Raw genomic sequence first — 18,638 nt, forward strand, 5'->3', positions numbered from 1 at the left:
AACGCGCTCGCGTACCGGCCGCCCTTCCCTCCCGCAGATCGATGGGGGCGATTGCGCGGCCCGATTGCGCGGCTTGATTGAGCGGCCCGATTGAGCGGCCCGCTGAGCGATCCTGCGAAAGGCGCCCGAGCGTAACCCCAAGGCTCACGCTCGTGTCCTGTTCATGGCCACGTCCGCGCCGCTATCCTGGGGCAACAGGACTGCTCGCCCCAAGCCTCAAATGCGTCACTCTCCGCCCAGCACCTCCCCGGCGACCACCCTCGACTTCTCCGCACCGCCCGTGGAGCTCGCGCGCTCACTCCTAGGATGGACAGTGCTCGTCGACGGTGTCGGCGGACGCATCGTAGAAACTGAGGCCTACGACATGGACGATGAGGCGTCGCATAGCTTTCGCGGCATGACACGTCGCAACGCCGCGATGTTCGACGCGCCCGGCTCCACCTACGTTTACCGGTCCTATGGTCTGCACTGGTGCTTCAACATCGTCTGCCGCGAACGCGACCATGGCGCAGCGGTTCTCATACGGGCGCTGGAGCCCACGCATGGACTGGAGCGGATGCGCCAACGTCGCCAGCTCGAAGATCCGCGCCTGCTCTGCTCCGGGCCTGGCAAGCTGGCGCAGGCCCTGGGGATCACCGCGGCGCTCGACAGACGACGCATCGACGAGCCTCCGTTCGAACTTATCGCGCCGCCGGACATGGATCAGGCAGCAGACATCGCCAGCGGCACGCGCGTGGGCATCTCCAAGGCACAGCATCTCCCGTGGCGCTTCACCCTGGCAAAGTCAAGATTCCTCAGCAGGAAGGTTTGAGCGAGGGCCGGTTATCGGCGCTTCCGTCGGGGCGACACACAAGGATGAACGCTTCAACGCAGTGGTCGTGTTTTACGTGTCTTACCCATGAGATCGAGCAGGCCGCGCTCCAGCGCGCGGAAATCAAAAGGCTTGAGCCAGTACGCGCTGGCTCCCGCGCTCAGCGCGGCCTCGATGTCAATCACGTCGTTGCTTGCCGAGAGGATGACGAGCGGGACGCCGGCCAGCGTCGGCGCGGCCCGGCATTGGCGCAACACGTCGAGTCCGTCCATGTCCGGCAGACGCTTGTCCAGCAGCACCGCGTCCGGCACCTCGCGCAAACAGGCGGCGAACCCAGTTGCACCTGTCAGCGCGACCTCCAGCGTGAGTTTCGGATACTGCGCGGCCCAGTGCTGCATCAACAAGGCGTTGACGGGCTCGTCTTCCACATACACGAGCCTGCCTGAAAGGCTTTCGCCCGGCAAAGAAGCGGCATGCATCCGTTCCTCCACATCCATGTACTGACCCTCGCCTCGCCTGACCTCGTCACCAGGCGACTGCCTTGAGGTGGGCCAGTCGAGGTGGTGGCACTGCTGCAAGAAGTCAAGTAAGCCTGGGGTCGTCCGGCCTCGCTTGCTTCCTAGGTGGGTTGCTTGTTCTTCTACGAGGCGTTGTCCGTGGCGGATCACTCGCCGTTCGACAAGTTGGGTGAAGAACGTAACCCGAGGCACTCCGGTGACGTGACGGACTGGCGTCCGGCACCGTACTTGCTCAACAGTGCTATGGCGCCAAAGTTGTCAGAGGCTCTTCACACGTGGCAAGAGGCAGAGGCGCACGCTCGCCACCTCGATCAAGCGCTTGCCTCGGCGGTCTCGCGTCTGGACCTTGTCGAAGCCGAACGCGTCGCCTGGGAACTTCGGCATCAGCGCAGCTATGCAGGCGAGATGTTGACGACGACGCTGCGCCTCCTCGCGGATTGGAAGGAAGGCCCATAGTGCCGAATTTCCTCACGGCACCGAACCGCGCCGCACCGCGCCTCATCCAGCCCGCGGCACTACCATCGCCCCTCCCCACTATGGTCTGGCGCCGACGCGGTGGGGTGGGTGTCGAGGCATCCTTGCGCCGCTGGCTACGATTTGTTGGCGCTACCCGGCTCCGTGATCTTCCGGTGCTGCTCAGCCAGCATCTCGGCCGGCGTGACGTTCGCCAACACGGCCTGGATCTTGTTCTTCCAACCGGCGACCACCGAGCCTTCGCCATCTTCCATCGCCTCATAACCGGCCTTGGCAACCTCCACCGGCGGCTGCTTCTCGTCAGTGCCCACCTTTGTATCGGTCAAGTCCGCTCGGCGGAAGAACTCCGTGTCGGTCGGGCCCGGCATCAGCACGGTCACCGACACGTGGGTGTCCTTCAGCTCGTTGCGCAACGCATAGGCGAACGAGTCGATGAAGGCCTTCGTGCCGTTGTAGACGGCCTGGAAGGCGCCCGGCATCAGGCCGGCGATCGAACCGGTGATCAGGATCTTGCCGGCGTTGCGATCGCGCATCTCGCGTCCTACTCGCTGGATGAGGTCCAGCGTCCCGGTGATGTTCGTATCGATGACGTGACGCACGCCCTTGAAGTCCTGGTCCAGGAATGCGTGACCCAGTCCGTGACCCGCGTTGGCCAGCAGTGCGTCGACGCGCCGGCCCGCGAGGGCCTCATGGACCGCGTCCACACCGGCCATCGTGGCTAGGTCCGCGTTGACGAGCTGCACGCTCGCCCCTTCGGCGCCGCAGGCCGCCGCGGTGTCTTCCAGCGGCCGATCGGCGGCGAGCAGCAGATCGTAGCCATGACGCGCGCATTCCAGCGCCAGCTCGCGGCCGATGCCACTGGACGCGCCGGTGACCACTGCCAGCGGCCTTGTGACGATGTCATTCGAGTTCATGATGACTCCTGGTTCAATGCGTGGGGAATGGCGTCAGCACCACCTTGCGGCAGTCTTCTTCCTTCTTGTTGAACACCTCGTAGCCGTGCGCCGCATCGGCGAGCGGCATGCGATGGCTGACGATCACCTCGGGCTTGAGCGTGCCCTCCTCGATGTGTCGCAGCAGCTCGGGCATGTGGCGCTGGGCGTGCGTCTGACCGCTCGCAAAGCTCAGTCCCTTTTCGAACGCGTCACCGAACAGGAAGCCGTGGATGAACCCGGCGTACACGCCCGGCACGCTCACGACGCCGCCGCGGCGCGTCGCCGCAATGGCCCAGCGCAGGGACGTGCCGCTCGAGCCTTCCAGCTTGAGCGTGGACAGGACCGTCTCGACAGTGCTGCCCTTGGCCTCGAACCCGACCGCGTCGATCGAGGCGTCCACGCCGCGATGGTCGGTCTGTTCGATGATCAGTTGCGCCGGATCGTCGACCTGGTCGAAGTCGATGGGCAGCACACCGTACGTCTCCTTGGCGAACGCCAGCCGATACGGATGGTGGTCCACCATTAAGATGCGTTCCGCGCCAAGCAGCCGCGCGCTGGCAGCCGCCATCATGCCCACCGGGCCCGCGCCGAAGATCGCCACACTGGAGCCGGCGGTGATCTGTGCGTTCAACGCGGCCTGATAGCCGGTCGGCAGGATGTCGGACAGGAAGAGCACCTGTTCGTCAGCCAGACGCGTGTCGGGAATCACGAGGGGGCCGACGTTGGCCTTGGGCACACGCACGTACTGCGCCTGGCCACCGGCGTAGCCACCATACAGGTGGCTGTAGCCGAACAGTCCGGCCCCGGGACGAATGTCTTTCTTGTTGAGAATCGCGCCGCGTCCGGGGTTAGTCGTCTCGCAGGCGGCAAAGAGCTTGCGGCCGCAGAAGAAGCAGTCGCCGCATGAGATCGTGAACGGGACGACGACCCGGTCGCCGGGCTTCACATTGGTCACGCCGCGCCCTACCTCCTCGACCACGCCCATGAACTCATGGCCGAGGATGTCCCCCGACTTCATGTCGGGGATCTTGCCGCGATAGATGTGCAGGTCGGATCCGCAGATCGCGGTCGCGGTCACGCGCAGCAGCAGATCGTCATCGGCGGCGAGCACCGGATCAGGCACGGTTTCAACGCGCACATCTTTGGCGCCGTGATAAGTCAAAGCAAGCATGGAAGTACTCCTGACCGCCGCGGCGGCTGCAATGGGTGGAAGTCGCTTGGTCAGGCAACTTCAGTACCCACGGTACCCACGGTACCCACGGCACCGACTGGTCTCGCAGTTCGAAAGGCGACGGCAACGGCATCAACCTTGCCCATCGTCTTTGGGAACCGGTGACGGGCGTCATCGGTGCCATCACCCCGGTTTGAGGCTTACAAGGAGTCGCCATGAACCCGTATGGACAACGAGGCAGACAAGATCAGCGCCAAGACAATCAATGGGACGACGCTGACCGCGGACGTACGAACTACGGCAGCCGATCGGATCAATCCCGCGGCGAGCAGCGGTCCGAGTACCAAGGCAGCTACCAGGCAAACACCGACGACCAGCGCGGCAGCGGCTACCGGGGATACGCCGGCGGCAGCGACTATCGCGACGACCATCGGAATGACTATCGCGACGACTACCGTCAGGAATACCGCAGCCACGGCGACTTCCAAAGTCAGGGCGGCTACCGCGGCGGCCCCGACAGCGACGCCTGGGGCGGCGACCGCAGCCGTTCGATGGGCGGCAACAGTGGCAACTACGGCGGCGGCAACTACGGCAGGCAAGACAGCTATAGCGGTTCCGGCAACTACGGCAGCAGCAGCTACGGCACTTCAAGCGGCTATGGCCAGGGGACGTCGGATCGCTATCGCGACCAGGGCCCGCGTCACGAAGGCTGGGGCGAGGACAGCAGTCGCCGCGACTACGGCGGTATGGCTGGCTCCGGATCCGACAGCTATGCGGATTCGCTCAGTGAGCACTACGGCGGCTCCAGCGAAGGCCGAGGCTCGCAGGGAGGAGGCCAGCAACGGAACTGGCAGTCCCAAGGCGGGCAGTCCCAAGGCGGACAGTGGCAAGGCGGGCAATCCCAAGGTGGGCAGTGGCAAGGTGGGCAATCGCAGCCCCGACAGTCCCAGGGACGCCAGTCGCACTACGACCCGGATTACGAGCAGTGGCGCCACGAACAGATGCGCGCACTCGACAACGACTATCACGGCTGGCGTCAGGAGCGTTATCAGAGATTCTCGGACGACTTCAACAAGTGGCGTTCCGAACGCTCGACGCGTCAAGGGCAAGGCAGTAGTGGCGCCGGCTCCTCCGGGTCGTCCCAGTCGCTGGACCAAGAGACGTCCGATACCTCGCGGTATGGCCAAGGAAGCAGTGGCTCGGGCAGCGGTTACGGCGCCTCCGGTGATCGCAATGACAGCAGTGGTCGCAGCGATCGCAGCGACCGCAACCAAACGGCTTCGGCCGGATCGAGTCTGTCCAGCGGATCCACTGGAACGTCCACCCCCTCGTCTACCGCTTCGTCAGCCGGGTCCGGGACGTCGTTAACCTCGGGTGGGTCGGCTGGGTCGGGCGCGTCGGGCACATCTGGCACATCTGGCACGGCGACCGACAAGTCCAAGTGAGAGATCGCGTGAAGTAAGCCGAGATCCCAGCGTCACCGCTGGGATCTTTTTATGCACGGTTTTCTGGTCGCCCACTATCCCGCTTGGGTCACGGTCCCCTTCAGTCACGTAACGCGCTCTGCTCGAGCAAATATTGGGCGCATGCGTGGCGATATCCCTGCATCACCGGCCAGTCCATGACGGCTTAGTTGCCGACGGCCAGGACAGGGACACCGCCTGACAATCCACTCAACAGGCGTTCACCAAGGCCGCAACGGGCAGCTATCCAAGCGCTCGCAGCAGCGTCTGCATGTCGTAAGGCTTGGGAATCACGGCCACTCCTTCCCTGCGCGCGCCTTCGGCCACGTCGCTGTGACCGGTGACGAGCACCGACTTCACCTGGGGATGCCGCTGCCGGATCTGCCGCACGAGCTCCACCCCGTGCATGCCGCCCGGCATCACGATGTCGGAGATCACGACATGGGGCGTGAAGCCATCGTTTATGAATGCCAGCGCCTCCCTGGCGCTGCGGGCGGCCATCACAACGAATCCACCGGCCTCCAGCAGCTGCGCCGAGGCTTCCCTCACGTCGTCGTTGTCGTCCACCAGCAGCACCACGTCGCCCGCAGCGAGTGTTGCCGTGTGTACAACGCCTCCGGTCGACGAGGGGCCGGCCGTGGGCGACATCGCACCTGGGGCGAGCGAAAACGCGAGTGCGACGGTCGTTCCCTCGCCCATGACACTGCGCAACTCGACGCGCCCGTGGCTCTTGCCGGTGAAGGCGGCGACCTGCGCCAGCCCAAGGCCAGTGCCCTTGCCCGGCTCCTTGGTCGAGAAGAACGGCTCGAAAATATGCTCCCGGATCTCCGGACGGATCCCGACACCTGTGTCGCTCACTTCGACAACCAATGTCGGGCTCGCGGCGCGCGCGCCGAGGAACGCCCGGATCGTCACCATCCCGCCGTCGGGCATGGCGTCACGCGCGTTGGTCACCAGGTTCGTGACCGCGACTTCGAACTCCAAGGCGTCCAGCGTCAGCGGGGGCAGCTCGTCAGGCACCTCCAGCAGCAATTTGTGGTGCGCGTCGAGGAGGAGGCGGGCTGCTTCCGCTGTCCCTTGCAGCGCTGCGATCATGTCCACGGACTGGGCGAGGAAGTGGCGCCGCCCGGACAGCGACGTGAGTTGCCGCGTCAGCACCTCCGCCTTGCGGACATTGCGGCGGATCACTTCCACATCGGCGTCCGCCGCCGCGCCAACCCTGCGCTGCAAGATGGACAGCCGCCCGGTGATCACTTGCAGAATATTGTTCAAGTCGTGCGCCAGGCTCGCGCCGAGCTGCCCCACCGCTTTGAGCTTTTCCGCCTGCGCCAGCTGCGCCTCCAGCCGTTCCCTTCGCAGGATCTCCGCCTGCAGGCGCTCGGTGCGGTAACGAAGAGCGTCGACCGAATTGGCCAGACGATGCTGAAGGCGCCTGAAATGCTGCGCCAGGACCAGCAGCATGACCGCGCTCACCAGAACCCCTTCGATGCGGGCGCCATACCAAGCGATCGTGTAGCGACCGCCGCTGAAGGTGCTGAGCCAGACGCCCGCGGCCTCGGCAGTCATGACGAAGACCAGCCACACGAAGATCGAGCGCCTGTACAAGCCGCGCCGCCAGATCAGCGCCACGGCCAGCACCGCGATGGCCCCGGCCGCGTAGGACCCATAGATGCTGAAGGTACTGAACAGCTGCCGGCCACCGGCGAGCGTGATGGCCGCCGCGTCCGTGCATTGCGAGGCAACGGCCGCCAGCACGGTGGCGAGCACCGCCAGCACCACCGGCCAGGATCCGTCGACGGGACTGCGAGACGTGGCGACCTCCCCGCGCCAGGCGGCCCAGCCCACGAAGAGGGCAAATCCGGCGCGCCAGACGATGAACAGCCAACTGACCGCGTGGGGCGAGCCGAGTACCGGCTGACTTTGCAGGACGGCGCCGGGGAAAGTGAGGACATGCAAGACCGCCATCAGCCCGGCGAACAGATACGCCGCGGCGATGGCCGAATGCGCCCGAGTCTGCGCGGGGGCTGAGACAAGCAGCCAGAACGTGGCCAGATTGATCATCGCCACCGCTGCACCGTACATGCCGCTGATGTGGGAAAGTTCAGGCAGGGGCGTCGACGCATAGGGCGTGAGCGCCGCCGCAGCCGCCAGCAGCACAGCCGAGAGCCCGAAGGCCAGACGCTGCTGCGCGCGACTTGCGGATTCTTCGACAACCTCGCCCAGACTCATCCCCGCCCCCGTCCTGTGGACGCATTGTCACTCGAATGCAAAAGACCGATCGGCACGGTGAGCCGAGTCCAACGCGGGCCCCTGGCCCGAAAGGAAGTTGAACGTCGGGTGCGACGGAGAAGAGGCCCGAGCGGTCACGCGACATGGAACGCTCACCCCGGCGCCCGCGAGCGCACTTGCGCGCTTTTCGGGGCGCGCCCCGCGATCGGGCGGGGCGGGCCGGGCCGGGGCGGGCCGGGCCAGCTCAGGTGCCTGCGTTCGACTAGAGCGGCGTGAACGCCGACGTCGCCAGCACGAAGCTGATCGGCATGAACAACCCGCCGCCCACGTACTGAAGCTGAAGGGCGTCGGCTTGCCCTCCCGACAGCGTACCCGCCGCGCCGGGGGTGGTGGCCGTGCGGCGCGTTCCGCCATACAACGCCGCACCCGTCTTGGCTGCCAGCAGCGTCTGACCATTCGCACTGCTGGCGACGGCCGACCAGGCGCCGGCGTCGGCCGTGGCACGCCAGGACGTGCCGCCATCGGGCGATTCGAACAGCCTGCCGCCCGCCGTGGCGGCCACGACATAGCGGCCATCCGCAGACGTGGCGATCCCGCGCCAATCGCGGCTCGTCGACGCGGTGTCCCAACTGACGCCGAAATCTTCGGAACGCCAGATGACGCCGGTGTCGACCGTGGCAAACATGCGCTTGCCGTCAGCCGAGGTGCTCACGCTCCACCAGAACTGAGCGGATGCCCTGGGCGTCCAGCTTGCGCCGAAGTCGGTCGAGACATACAGCTGCGCGCCGTTGGTGGCGGCGACCAGCACGCGCCCGTCCGCAGAAGAGGCCACGGCGCGCCAGGCGCGATTGCTGTCGCGAGGCGTCCAGCTCAACCCCGCGTCGGAGGACGTCCAGATCTGCCCCAGGTAGGCCGTGGCGACCAGACGCTGGCCATCGGCAGACGTGGCCACGGCGCTCCATGCTCGCCCTGAGGCATCGTTGCTCCAACTGACGCCGCCGTCGGGGGACGTGAACAGCGCGCCGCCATTGGTCGCGGCCAGGATGTGTGACCCGTCCGACGACATGGCGACCCCAGACCAGACTTGGCCGGTCAGGCGGAGCGTCCAGTGGTCGCCACCGTCCGTCGAGGTGAACAGGTCGCCAGAGGATGTCGCCGCCACCTGGTTGACCCCATTGCTCGACATGCCGACGCTGGACCAGTTACCCGAGATCGGCTTGGCAGCCCAGTCCACCAGATTGCCGCCCGGCAGTCCGACGGTCGAAATACTTTGAGAGGCGTTTTGCGCGATGGTCCACCCTCCCGACCCCACCCCGGTCACCTTGATCCAGTCGCCGATGACTGGCGCGGTGGGCAGCGTGATGACTACAGCAGAGCTGGCATTGGCGAGGTATCCGGTATTCGCCTCCGCCTGAATGGATGATGCGGTGACGTTCACCCAACGGGTGTCGGCGGGCGCGGCGCTGCACAGGTAACTCGTGGACATGACCTCGCCGGCATCCAGGATGCCGTTGCGGTTGCCATCCTGGCCGGACTGCACACGCTGGCCGCCGTAGACACAGTTGGCGCCGGAAGGCTCTGCGCTGAGCGCCAGCAACGCATCCAATCCCGACGATCCGGTAGAACCGGTGGGACCGGTCGGTCCGGTCGGACCAGTGGGACCAGTGGGGCCAGCGGGGCCAGTGGGACCGGTGGGGCCTGTCGGACCAGTGGGCCCCGTAGAGCCGTTTGAGCCGTTTGAGCCGTTTGAGCCGTTTGAGCCGTTAGCTCCGTTAGAACCGTTGGCGCCGCTGCACACGTATGCGACGCTGCTCACTTCCCCGTCCTCGAGCACGCCGCTGCCGTTTGCATCGAGCCCGGCAGCGATGACCGACCCGCCTTGCGCGCAGTTGACGCCTGCAGGCTCGGCGCGCACTCGCACCAGCGTGGATTGGCCGGTCGCCCCCGTGGGCCCCCCGCGCCGGTGAGCCCGTTACAGACATATTGCGTCGACGTGACCTCGCCGTCGACCAGCGCACCGTTGGCGTCAGCGTCGCGTCCGGAGTCGATACGCGAGCCACCGGCCGCACAGTGGCCGCCTGGCGCTTCAGCCGAAACACGAACCAACGTGACGGCGAACGTGCCCGCCGCTGTGTCGGGTGGCGAATCGGGATCAGAGGAGCCGCCGCACGCCGTCAGCAACGCCGCGGCGAGGGCAAGTCCAACGCCAAGCAGCCCGCGCGGCGGCACGTGAAGCAATAGAGGAAGGCAGCGTCGCAATTCAAGCCGTCGAGGGTAAGCGCAGGTGTGGTACATAGTTGATATCGAGGTGTACGCCGCCGGCTGCCGCACCTTGCGGCCTTCACAGCGCGATGCGTCGCAGTATCTTCAAACGCCGTATCCTGCGGGAAAGGCGGTTTCGGAAAGTGCCGAAAATATTCGAAGAGTGTCGCGAGTTCGCCTCGCTTTAACGCCCTCGGATGAAGACGTGGGAACATATCTACGGGCACCGCTCTGCGTAGCCGCCACAACGCTGGCATGCCACAGCGAATGGCGTGAAAGGCGTAGTCGGGTGCCGCGCCCCCACCGATGGCCTCTGCATGCCGAGCCTTCTAAAAGTTGGCGCTGGAAACCGCGGAACGCCGGAGCTTGCACGTGATTGCACCCGGCAGCGTTGTCGGCTACCCGGTGACGGCTTGGCCGCGCCCTTTGGCAAATTACAGGGCCGCACTATAAGAGGCGAGCTCTCGCTCCATCTGCGCCGCGCGTCACCCGGCGAACCGTGGTGGCGCCGACCAAATCCCCTCAGAAGTGGACGTCTGGTTCAGCTTCATGACGCAGGCCAAAGCCTATGCATGCGCCCTGGACGTTCGAAGTGGAACCCCGCCGCGCAGCGTAAGCTCTCAGGCGGTGGCCTGGCGAGCGTCAGGCGCCATCGCCATCGCCACTGTCCACTGACGTGCGCACCATGCGCTGCATGGTCGAGCGGCGCCATTGGCCCGTCTCTCTACACCTCGCACCGCCACTCGCGCGCATGCCGGGAGGCCAAGGGCTCCGCAATTACGCCTGACTGCGACTATCACCTGCGGGAGCCGAGTCGCCACTGTACTGCCGCCGAGCCGCAGAGGCAGCCTCGCTGGCGCTTGGGTACTCGCCAGCATAGGTCCAGCTCGCCTCACGACAGCCCTCCCCCCGCTCCTGAAAAGGAGTACGACCGGAGCGAAGTTGCCCGATGGAGTGAGCCTGGCAGAAAACTCGGGATACCAAGAAATGTCGGTCATGTTCAGCTCCGTCACCTCGTAGTTCGAATCCTAAGGCGCCTGAGGTCACCTTCGCAATACTCAGATGGGTCCGTCCAGCAGGCGGCGCGCGCGCCGTGCAGCGCCGGGCGCACGCCAGTGAGACCAACGCCATTCATTGCCCCTCTTGAAATCCTTCGAGGAACTCCTAAGTCGGCGTCGGTGCGCAGCAGGGGCTGCATGCGCCACTTTTCAGACCCTTGATGGAGGACTCATCATGTATCGATCTTTGTTCCCTCGCGACTTCTTCGCGGACATGGATCGCCTGCAGCGGGAGATGCAGCAGGCGTTCGACCTGTCCCCCACCATCCGCGGCTTTGGTCGCCACTCCTTCCCGGCGCTGAACGTCGGCACGACGCCGGAAGCGATCGAGGTGTACGCCTTTGCTCCGGGCGTGGACCCGCAATCGATCGAGGTGCATGTCGAGCAGGGGCTGCTCACCATTTCGGGCGAGCGCGGCTCCCCGCTCAGTCAGCTCGACGAGCGCGCGAGCGTGCATATCAACGAGCGCTTCGCCGGCAAATTCCGACGGGCGCTGTCCCTGCCTGAGGATGCCAACGGCGAGGCAGTGACGGCCCAGATGCGCGAAGGCTTGCTCCACGTGACCGTGCCTCGCAAACAAGCCACGCAGCCGCGGCGCGTGCAGATCCAACCGGCCGCTTGAGACAAGGGAGACGATCATGAGCCAATTGCAAACCACACAGCATTCCGCCCCGGTCAACCCCGGCACCGCGTCGAACGCCAATCGCTTCAGTGACGCCACGCTGACGCCCCCGTGGACGTCGTGGAGGATGCGGTCGGCATCACGGTGTTCGCAGACCTGCCCGGCGTGAGCGCGGAAAAGCTCAACCTGCAAGTCGAGCGCGACGCGTTGACCATCGAAGCCGAGACAGACTTTTCGATCCCGGCGGGTTTGTCGAGCAGCCATGCAGAGGTTCGGCTGGCCAAGTTTCGCCGGGTTTTTACCCTCAGCCATGAACTCGACACGGAAAACGTACAAGCAGAGCTGTCGGCAGGCGTGCTAAAGCTGCGCATTCCCAAAGCAGCGCACGCCAAGCCTCGTCGTATTGAGGTGCGCGCCACCTGATACGCGATCCTCGCGCCGTCCCTCCCATGCGAGGGCCGGCGCGACGTCGTGCGATCCGCGCGGGACGAAAGCACGTGTTCGATCACCCAACATCGCTGCGCGCGGCCGTTCTAGTTGGCCGTCGGGATTGGCAATGCCGTGGCCGTCCGATCGTCATGGGGCGCCTGCGCGGTCCGCGCGTCGCTTCGCTCTTCGGCCATGCCTGCTCACGGACGTGCTTTCGCGCCGCAAGGGCCGTAGCGTACGCGGCCGCCACAGCCCAGCGATCACACGGACTTCAGTAAAGGAAAGGTGTGTCCGCCGTCCGCGACCAGAGGTCGAAACTTTCGAGGCCCACCGCATGTGCGGCGCCGCCGCAGGTTGCGCTCGGACAAGCGCCGCTCGCGGCGCCGGAGCGCGCCGCGGCAGCGCACCGATCAAGGTCGGCGAGGCTTGATTTTCACACCCGGCTTGCTAAAAATTCCGACTGTCCGACCGAGTCAGCGCCGTTGATCAGGATCCTCGACGCTCGAGGCGTTGAGCAGGCTTGGGACCACGTTTGCCACGCCTCGCCTTCGCCACGAGTTGATCACCCCTCGTCTTTTCCGGACCTTCAGCCGGCAAAAGGTAAGCGCGATGTTCATCTGGTCACGGGCGAGACTCGCTAATTCCTCGGCGTTAAACGCCTTCCATCATCGTTTCAACTTAAGGAGATGCAAGGAGTTCCAACATGACCGTCAAGGCAGTTCAATTCTGCGAAGCCGCTCACACCCGTCCCATGAATGGCGTGAGCCTGCAGAGTCATCGGGAAGCGCCCACCGCCAAGGCCGCGCGGCACGAGGCTGAGGCTGCCGCCCTGTCAGCCACCGAAAAGGGCGACGCCCGTGAACGCGCTGGCCTTGTCTTCCCCGACGTACCGATGCGCAACCCTAACGCGCCGGTCGATGCGCGCGCGCCTTGCGAAGCGTGGCAGCGTCGAGGCGACGCAAGAAGCATCCACCCGCCAGAACCTCTTCCGACGGCACAACTGCAGGCCCTGCGAAGGTGGTTGAGAGGCGAGATCGCGATGAGGCCGGAAGAAGCCCGCGAGCGACTGGCGCGTGCCATTGACGCGCGCCAGTTGGTGGACGAACCTGCGACGCACTGGCGCGCGGTGAAGGCCTGGATCGCAGGGGACGACAACTGGGCCCAAATGGGCTTCGGGCTCGTCCTCGACTGAAACGTGGTCGTGCTCGTGCTCGTGATGGTCGTGGTCGTGCTCGTGGTCGTCGTGGTCTTCACGACGACACGGGCACCTCGATGCAAAAGAAGCAACGATCTTTTCCAGCCACTCGGAACAAGCAAGGGTGGAACAACCAATCCGCTGCGTGATCAAAATGGCTCACACATCCCTCGAACCCAACGTTGAACAGAACACGTCACGGCGCGTCAGTTCTCAGCGGCGTTCTCAGGCGCAACTTCAGGCCTACCTGCTGGCCCGGGAAACGATTCGCCGTCACAAACCTTCCGCGACGCCGTGTTTCGCACGCGACTGGCAGCCTCGCAAGCCCACGAACCAGGAGGACGAGTGCATGGGCGCGGGCATCCCCGGGCCCGGGCACGACGAGGTAAGCCCTCCTCCGCCGTCGCGCAGCACGTCCACATAAGCGTCACTCAACCCGCCAAGCGGTTCCGACTGCCGCTTGATCGGCCACGCTGGTGGCATGTCGTCGCAACACGAGTACGACCCGCCCAGCGGGTACCGCGATTTGCCGCAGGCATGCACCACCCGGCTCGTTGCCGCCCACTCGCAAGGGGCGGCTGAGACGCAGGAGGATTAACGAGTCTGAGGCGCTGGACTGGCGGCTGGATCGGCAATGTGTGCGGGGGGCCCCGGGCAAGAGTGCGATGTGCTAGCCGTTTTAGAAACTGCAGCACTGCTCGCACGATTCGTCGGCAGACGCGGCGCGCTTGCCGCGACCTGAGCGCGCGCCGCGCACCTCTTCATCGCGAGGATGCATCGACCTCAGGTCGAAACGTGTTTCAGCTACCGTGTCCTGCTCAGCCTGTATCACGCCTCGACGCGCGTGTGGCCGGACCTTCGTCTACGACATGGTCCCCCTCCTCTCCAAAAGTTGGCGCAAGGCACCGCGAAGCTGTGTCGGAGAAGTCCTGCATGCGAACAGGATCGGGTCTGGCGGGTTGATGCGTGTTTCAACGGCAGGATGGCCGCAAGATTCACTGGCTGGTGTGACATGAGTTCCGATACCGATCCTCGCGACCAATTTCCGCATGCCCCGCGACACGACGCCCGCGTGCGCACCGAGGGGTTTGCGTCCGGTGGGCTTGGCCAGGACATCTTCCATGCCGCCGTGCACGCCACGCGCATGCCCATGGTGGTGGCCGATCCGCGCCAACCCGATACCCCGTTGGTGTTCGCCAATGAGGCTTTCCTGGAAATGACCGGCTACTCGATCGCGGAGATCCTCGGGAAGAACTGCCGCTTCTTGCAAGGGCCGGACACCGATCCCAGTACTGTGGCCCTGATTGGCGAGGCCATCCGCGCCGAGAAGGAATTGACGGTGGAGCTATTGAACTACCGCAAGGATGGCAGCACGTTCTGGAACGCGCTTTTTCTTACGCCTGTGCGGGGTGAGAGCGGAGAGCTGCTCTACTACTTTTCGTCGCAGCTGGATGTCAGCCGTCGACGCGATGCCGAGGCGGCGCTGCGCCAGGCTCAGAAGATGGAAGCGCTGGGCCAGCTCACGGGGGGCATCGCGCACGACTTCAACAATCTCTTGCAGGTCATCACCGGCAACGCCGAGGTAGCGACAGCGCGCGCCAGGAGCGCGGCGCCAGACGACGCGCTGCTCAGCCGAGCCCTTTCCAACGTGAAGGCCGCGGCGGCGCGCTCGGGCGCGCTCACTCAGCAGTTGCTCGCGTTCGCCCGCAAACAGCAGCTCCAAGGTCGCGTGGTCAGCGTCAACGACGCCATCGCCAGGACGGTCGACATGGCGGCCAGTTCCTTGCAAGGCGTGCGCGTGCAGTTGGAACTCGACCCGTCTGTCGCGAACGCGCGCCTCGACCCGTCTCAGTTCGAGACGGCGCTGCTGAATTTGCTGGTCAACGCGCGCGATGCGATGCCAGACGGCGGCCGGGTCTGGGTGCGGTCTGGCAATCTCGCGATCACCGCAGAGGACATGCGGCTGCACGGCCTTCCCGCCCCGGGCGACTATGTGACGGTGTCGGTCAGCGACGAGGGGCTGGGGATTCCCAGGCAGGCGTTGTCCCGCGTCATGGATCCCTTCTTCACCACGAAAGCCGAGCAAGGCGGCACGGGTCTGGGCCTGTCGATGGTCTACGGCTTCACCAAGCAAAGCGGCGGCATGGCAACGATCTACTCCGAGGAGCGCGCGGGCACCACGGTGCGTCTGTACTTCCCTGCGGTCGTCGATGTTCCCACCCCAACGACGTCCCAGAGTTCTTCGCGCGTGCGCGGCGGCCAGGGAGAGCTGGTCCTTGTGGTCGACGACCGTCCAGAGGTGGCCCAGACGGCCGCCGCGATGCTAGAAGCCGAAGGCTATAGCTGCCTGACCGCCTACAACTCCGACGACGCGCTGATGCTCCTCAAAGACCGCTCAGACATCCGGCTGCTTCTCACCGACGTCATCATGCCCGGCAGCAAGAACGGCGTGCTGCTGGCCCAGGAGGCCCAGCTCCTGCGTCCAGCTTTGCGTGCCCTGCTCATGACCGGATTTGCCGATGGCAGTCTGGATCGCTGGGGCGGCGAGAGCTATGACATCGTGTTTAAGCCCTTCACCTCAGAGGATCTGCGGGTGCGTGTCCGGAGAGCGTTGGATAAGCAGAGCTGAAATGCAGGCGCACGAAAGCCTGCCAATGCGTCCGGCCTCGCGACACTGAGATCGAGGAAAAACCGCGATGCCGCATGCGGCCTATGCGTCAGAACAAACGGCAGCGGCGTTCTGCAAGACGCTGACGGAGCGCGCGCGGTGTGAAACGTCCTCCCTGCCCTTCAAACTCGCCACTTCACCCATCTCGTCTACCCTAGCCTCCAGGGCCCTAGGGCCCAGGCTGATGGGCATAGCGTTTGCTGATCTGAACTGAGTCAATACGGGACCCTACCGAATCGTTGCGGGGACAAAGACATGGTCCACCCGAACAGACAGTTCATAGCGAAAGCCGATGTCCGAACGTCAGAAAAGACGTCCGATGCATGCCGAACAGGCGCCGTCGGCTACCGCGACCCGTGAACTCGTTCGCCACAACGCTCACCACGCCATCGTCGTTTCGGAGCATCGCGATGCAACGCAAAGCCACATCCGTCTATGTCCCGCTGCACCAGTTGGTACTGCTGTTCCCGCTGTTCCTGCTGTGCGGCTCCGTCTTCTTCGATTGGCTTGCCATCGCCATGGGCAGCGCCGCGTTCGCCGTCGTGGCCTTTTATCTGATCGCGGGCGGCTTGATTGGCGGCGTGATCGCCGTGCCATTCGGACTCATCGACTGGTTCTCCATGCCCACGGCACGACCAGCGCCGGGCGTCGCACGCTTTCTCGCGGGCGCCAACGTGATGGCGCTGATGCTGTTCGCCGGAAGTTGGGTGCTGCGCGAGCCCGCGCCACTCTCACCGCCTTGGCAGGCATACGCGCTCGCGTGGGCAGGCGCGCTGGCGTCGTTGCTGACCGCCTGGCTGGGGGAGACCTGCAGGGCCGTCGCAGTCCCTTCATCGGTTGCACCGACGGCTCTGCACCGGGTGATCACGCACGTAGCCTCGTGGCCAGGGAACCATCGCCGGTGGGGAGGTTCAAAGTGCCAGAGAACCAGTAATGACGGATGGTACGAAACGGTGATGCTGTGGATGCAGCAGAAACTTGGCGGCTTCATGCCGCGGTGCGGTGATGACGTGGCATGGTGAGCGATCCCGCTGGGGCCGCCGCCAGCCACCAAGGGCGAGACGACTTGGACAGCAGGACGTGGTCGCCGCGCTCGTCGGGCCCATGGCCGCTATCCCCGCTACCCCACCGCTACCCCACCGCGACCACCAACGCAACTCCACGCAAGGCACAGGATGCGACGCCAGTGGCCAAGCAACGGCTAGCATCACGACACGACATTTTTGACGACTCGACGGCACTATGGACTCGGCAACTACCGCCCTGGTGAGCAGCGAAGACGAACGGCTCGGGCGCTTCATCTCGTCAGTGACCGATTACGCGATCTACATGCTGACACCGGAAGGCACCGTGGCGAGCTGGAACGCAGGCGCCCAGCGTTTCAAGGGCTACCAGCCGGCGGAAATCATGGGTGAGCACTTCTCACGGTTCTACACCGATGAAGACCGGGCCAGCGGCCTTCCCCAGCGAGCTCTTGAGCAAGCAGTGCAAACGGGAAAGTTCGAGGCCGAAGGCTGGCGAGTGCGCAAGGACGGGAGCCGGTTCTGGGCCAGCGTGATCATCGACCCGGTGCGCTCGAGCAGCGGCGAGCTGCTCGGCTTTGCGAAGATCACGCGCGACATCACCGAGCGCCACATCGCGCAGCTTGAACTCGAGCGTGCCAAGGAAGCGCTTTTTCAGGCGCACAAGATGGAGGCGCTTGGTAAGGTGACCGGCGGCGTCGCGCACGACTTCAACAATCTGCTCAGCGTCGTGGTCAACGGTTTGGCGGTGCTGCGCAAGAGCGGCGCGCTGGCTGCAGAGGTCAAGCTGCTCGACTCGATGGAATTGGCCATCGACCGCGGGGTTCGCCTGGTGCAGCAGTTGCTGGCGTTTGCCAAACAGCAACCCGTGGAGAAATCCGCTCGACAACTGAGTCGGGTGATCTCCTCCTTCGAGGCGGTACTGCGCCGCGCCGGAACCCATCACGCCGTGCTGGCGCTGTCACTCCAGCCAGATCTCCCGCACGTGCTGGTGGACACGACGCAGTTCGAGACGGCGCTGCTCAATCTGGTGGTCAATGCCTTCGATGCGACGCCCCCGGGCGGTCGCATCGTCGTGAGCACCGGCACGGCTGACCTGGCGCGCGAACAGGTGGGGACGCTGCCAGCGGGCCGCTACGTCACGCTCGCAGTCACCGACAACGGACAGGGCATGAGCTGGGCCACCCGCCAGCGCGCCATCGAGCCCTTCTTCACGACGAAGGGCCCGGGCAGGGGCTCGGGCCTGGGCTTGAGCCAGGTGTTTGGCATGGTGCAGCAAAGCGGCGGGGACATGCAGATCGAGTCGGCCGAAGGCGCTGGCACCACGGTCACGCTTTACTTCCCCGCGTTGACATCCGGGTTCGAGGCCGAGGCGTCCAGTCAGTCCGAAACCGTGCTGGTGGTTGATGACCAGCCGGAAGTCCTGGACGTCACGTCCGAACTCTTCCGCACACTCGGGTTCGAGGTGCTCTCGGCCGACTCCGGTGAGCATGCCCTTGAGGTGCTTGAGCGCGCGCCAAGGGTGGACCTGCTCTTCAGCGATGTGCGGATGAGAGGCATGACCGGCATTGAGTTGGCACGTCGGGCGGTCGAGGCCGCGCCGCATCTCCGCGTGATCCTGGTCTCGGGTTTCGCGGGCCAGCAAGGCCCTCCCTCCTCGGACGGACGGCTGGAAGGTTTTCACTTCATGACCAAGCCCTACAAACTCAACGACGTCATCCGCAAACTGCGAGCCCTCGGCTGAGTCCGCGCTGCGCGCTTGGATGACTTTTTGTCGGAGA

The 18,638-nt window shown here is 65.1% G+C and carries 14 protein-coding genes and 2 pseudogenes; 9 read left to right on the forward strand and 7 right to left on the reverse strand.

The window, feature by feature from the left end:
• Nucleotides 1–220: 220 nt before the first annotated feature.
• The gene (locus tag ACQ86G_RS23380) at nt 221–811 is read left to right on the forward strand and encodes a DNA-3-methyladenine glycosylase (protein ID WP_431257546.1); all 591 of its coding nucleotides are present in this window, start codon (nt 221–223) and stop codon (nt 809–811) included.
• Nucleotides 812–864: 53 nt separating this feature from the next.
• Here ACQ86G_RS23380 and ACQ86G_RS23385 read toward each other — a convergent pair whose 3' ends face one another.
• On the reverse strand, nt 865–1,308 hold the full coding sequence (locus ACQ86G_RS23385) for a response regulator (protein ID WP_431257547.1): 444 nt from the start codon (nt 1,306–1,308) through the stop codon (nt 865–867).
• 135 nt (nt 1,309–1,443) lie between these two features.
• On the opposite strand from ACQ86G_RS23385, the gene ACQ86G_RS23390 reads away from it, so the two are divergent.
• The gene (locus tag ACQ86G_RS23390; RefSeq protein ID WP_431257548.1) at nt 1,444–1,785 is read left to right on the forward strand and encodes a hypothetical protein; all 342 of its coding nucleotides are present in this window, start codon (nt 1,444–1,446) and stop codon (nt 1,783–1,785) included.
• Between the two features lie 134 nt (nt 1,786–1,919).
• Here the strand turns inward: ACQ86G_RS23390 and ACQ86G_RS23395 are convergent, their stop codons facing one another.
• Both ACQ86G_RS23395 and ACQ86G_RS23400 read right to left on the reverse strand, forming a co-directional pair.
• A complete protein-coding gene (locus tag ACQ86G_RS23395; RefSeq protein ID WP_431257549.1) occupies nt 1,920–2,717 on the reverse strand; it encodes an SDR family NAD(P)-dependent oxidoreductase in 798 nt (265 codons plus the stop codon).
• Between the two features lie 13 nt (nt 2,718–2,730).
• The gene (locus ACQ86G_RS23400) at nt 2,731–3,909 is read right to left on the reverse strand and encodes a zinc-dependent alcohol dehydrogenase (protein ID WP_431257550.1); all 1,179 of its coding nucleotides are present in this window, start codon (nt 3,907–3,909) and stop codon (nt 2,731–2,733) included.
• A gap of 215 nt (nt 3,910–4,124) precedes the next feature.
• Between ACQ86G_RS23400 and ACQ86G_RS23405 the strand changes: the two genes are divergently transcribed.
• Complete coding sequence (locus ACQ86G_RS23405; protein WP_431257551.1) at nt 4,125–5,354, forward strand: hypothetical protein; 1,230 nt, start codon at nt 4,125–4,127, stop codon at nt 5,352–5,354.
• Nucleotides 5,355–5,615: 261 nt separating this feature from the next.
• On the opposite strand, the gene ACQ86G_RS23410 is transcribed toward ACQ86G_RS23405, so the two are convergent.
• The 4 genes and pseudogenes from ACQ86G_RS23410 to ACQ86G_RS23425 form a co-directional block, all read right to left on the reverse strand.
• A complete protein-coding gene (locus tag ACQ86G_RS23410) occupies nt 5,616–7,601 on the reverse strand; it encodes a response regulator (protein ID WP_431257552.1) in 1,986 nt (661 codons plus the stop codon).
• A gap of 262 nt (nt 7,602–7,863) precedes the next feature.
• A complete protein-coding gene (locus ACQ86G_RS23415) occupies nt 7,864–9,207 on the reverse strand; it encodes a WD40/YVTN/BNR-like repeat-containing protein (protein WP_431261476.1) in 1,344 nt (447 codons plus the stop codon).
• A 198-nt stretch (nt 9,208–9,405) separates the two neighbouring features.
• A pseudogene (locus ACQ86G_RS23420) lies at nt 9,406–9,522 on the reverse strand (DUF7151 family protein); the annotation flags it as partial.
• 65 nt (nt 9,523–9,587) lie between these two features.
• Nucleotides 9,588–9,896 (reverse strand): annotated as a pseudogene (locus tag ACQ86G_RS23425) (DUF7151 family protein); the annotation flags it as partial.
• 1,200 nt (nt 9,897–11,096) lie between these two features.
• Here ACQ86G_RS23425 and ACQ86G_RS23430 point away from each other — a divergent pair.
• The 6 genes from ACQ86G_RS23430 (at nt 11,097) to ACQ86G_RS23455 (ending at nt 18,601) form a co-directional block, all read left to right on the forward strand.
• A complete protein-coding gene (locus ACQ86G_RS23430; RefSeq protein WP_431257553.1) occupies nt 11,097–11,543 on the forward strand; it encodes an Hsp20/alpha crystallin family protein in 447 nt (148 codons plus the stop codon).
• A gap of 111 nt (nt 11,544–11,654) precedes the next feature.
• Complete coding sequence (locus ACQ86G_RS23435) at nt 11,655–11,966, forward strand: Hsp20/alpha crystallin family protein (RefSeq protein ID WP_431257554.1); 312 nt, start codon at nt 11,655–11,657, stop codon at nt 11,964–11,966.
• Nucleotides 11,967–12,675: 709 nt separating this feature from the next.
• On the forward strand, nt 12,676–13,164 hold the full coding sequence (locus ACQ86G_RS23440; RefSeq protein WP_431257555.1) for a hypothetical protein: 489 nt from the start codon (nt 12,676–12,678) through the stop codon (nt 13,162–13,164).
• A gap of 1,015 nt (nt 13,165–14,179) precedes the next feature.
• Nucleotides 14,180–15,796 carry a histidine kinase famiy protein gene (locus ACQ86G_RS23445; RefSeq protein WP_431257556.1) on the forward strand — a complete coding sequence of 539 codons (1,617 nt, stop codon included), beginning with the start codon at nt 14,180–14,182 and terminating at the stop codon, nt 15,794–15,796.
• 449 nt (nt 15,797–16,245) lie between these two features.
• Entirely contained in the window at nt 16,246–16,857 is a 612-nt protein-coding gene (locus ACQ86G_RS23450) for a DUF2231 domain-containing protein (protein WP_431257557.1), read from the forward strand.
• A gap of 244 nt (nt 16,858–17,101) precedes the next feature.
• Entirely contained in the window at nt 17,102–18,601 is a 1,500-nt protein-coding gene (locus ACQ86G_RS23455) for an ATP-binding protein (RefSeq protein WP_431257558.1), read from the forward strand.
• The last annotated feature ends 37 nt before the right edge of the window (nt 18,602–18,638 follow it).

Source organism: Roseateles chitinivorans, assembly GCF_050632145.1.
GTDB lineage: Bacteria > Pseudomonadota > Gammaproteobacteria > Burkholderiales > Burkholderiaceae_C > Roseateles > Roseateles chitinivorans_B.

Coding starts and splice junctions, on each gene's coding strand:
- ACQ86G_RS23395 (WP_431257549.1), bottom strand. CDS start 2,717: ATGAACTCGAATGACATCGTCACAAGGCCGCTGGCAGTGGTCACCGGC.
- ACQ86G_RS23385 (WP_431257547.1), bottom strand. CDS start 1,308: ATGGATGTGGAGGAACGGATGCATGCCGCTTCTTTGCCGGGCGAAAGC.
- ACQ86G_RS23380 (WP_431257546.1), top strand. CDS start 221: ATGCGTCACTCTCCGCCCAGCACCTCCCCGGCGACCACCCTCGACTTC.
- ACQ86G_RS23405 (WP_431257551.1), top strand. CDS start 4,125: ATGAACCCGTATGGACAACGAGGCAGACAAGATCAGCGCCAAGACAAT.
- ACQ86G_RS23410 (WP_431257552.1), bottom strand. CDS start 7,601: ATGAGTCTGGGCGAGGTTGTCGAAGAATCCGCAAGTCGCGCGCAGCAG.
- ACQ86G_RS23430 (WP_431257553.1), top strand. CDS start 11,097: ATGTATCGATCTTTGTTCCCTCGCGACTTCTTCGCGGACATGGATCGC.
- ACQ86G_RS23400 (WP_431257550.1), bottom strand. CDS start 3,909: ATGCTTGCTTTGACTTATCACGGCGCCAAAGATGTGCGCGTTGAAACC.
- ACQ86G_RS23445 (WP_431257556.1), top strand. CDS start 14,180: ATGAGTTCCGATACCGATCCTCGCGACCAATTTCCGCATGCCCCGCGA.
- ACQ86G_RS23440 (WP_431257555.1), top strand. CDS start 12,676: ATGACCGTCAAGGCAGTTCAATTCTGCGAAGCCGCTCACACCCGTCCC.
- ACQ86G_RS23450 (WP_431257557.1), top strand. CDS start 16,246: ATGCAACGCAAAGCCACATCCGTCTATGTCCCGCTGCACCAGTTGGTA.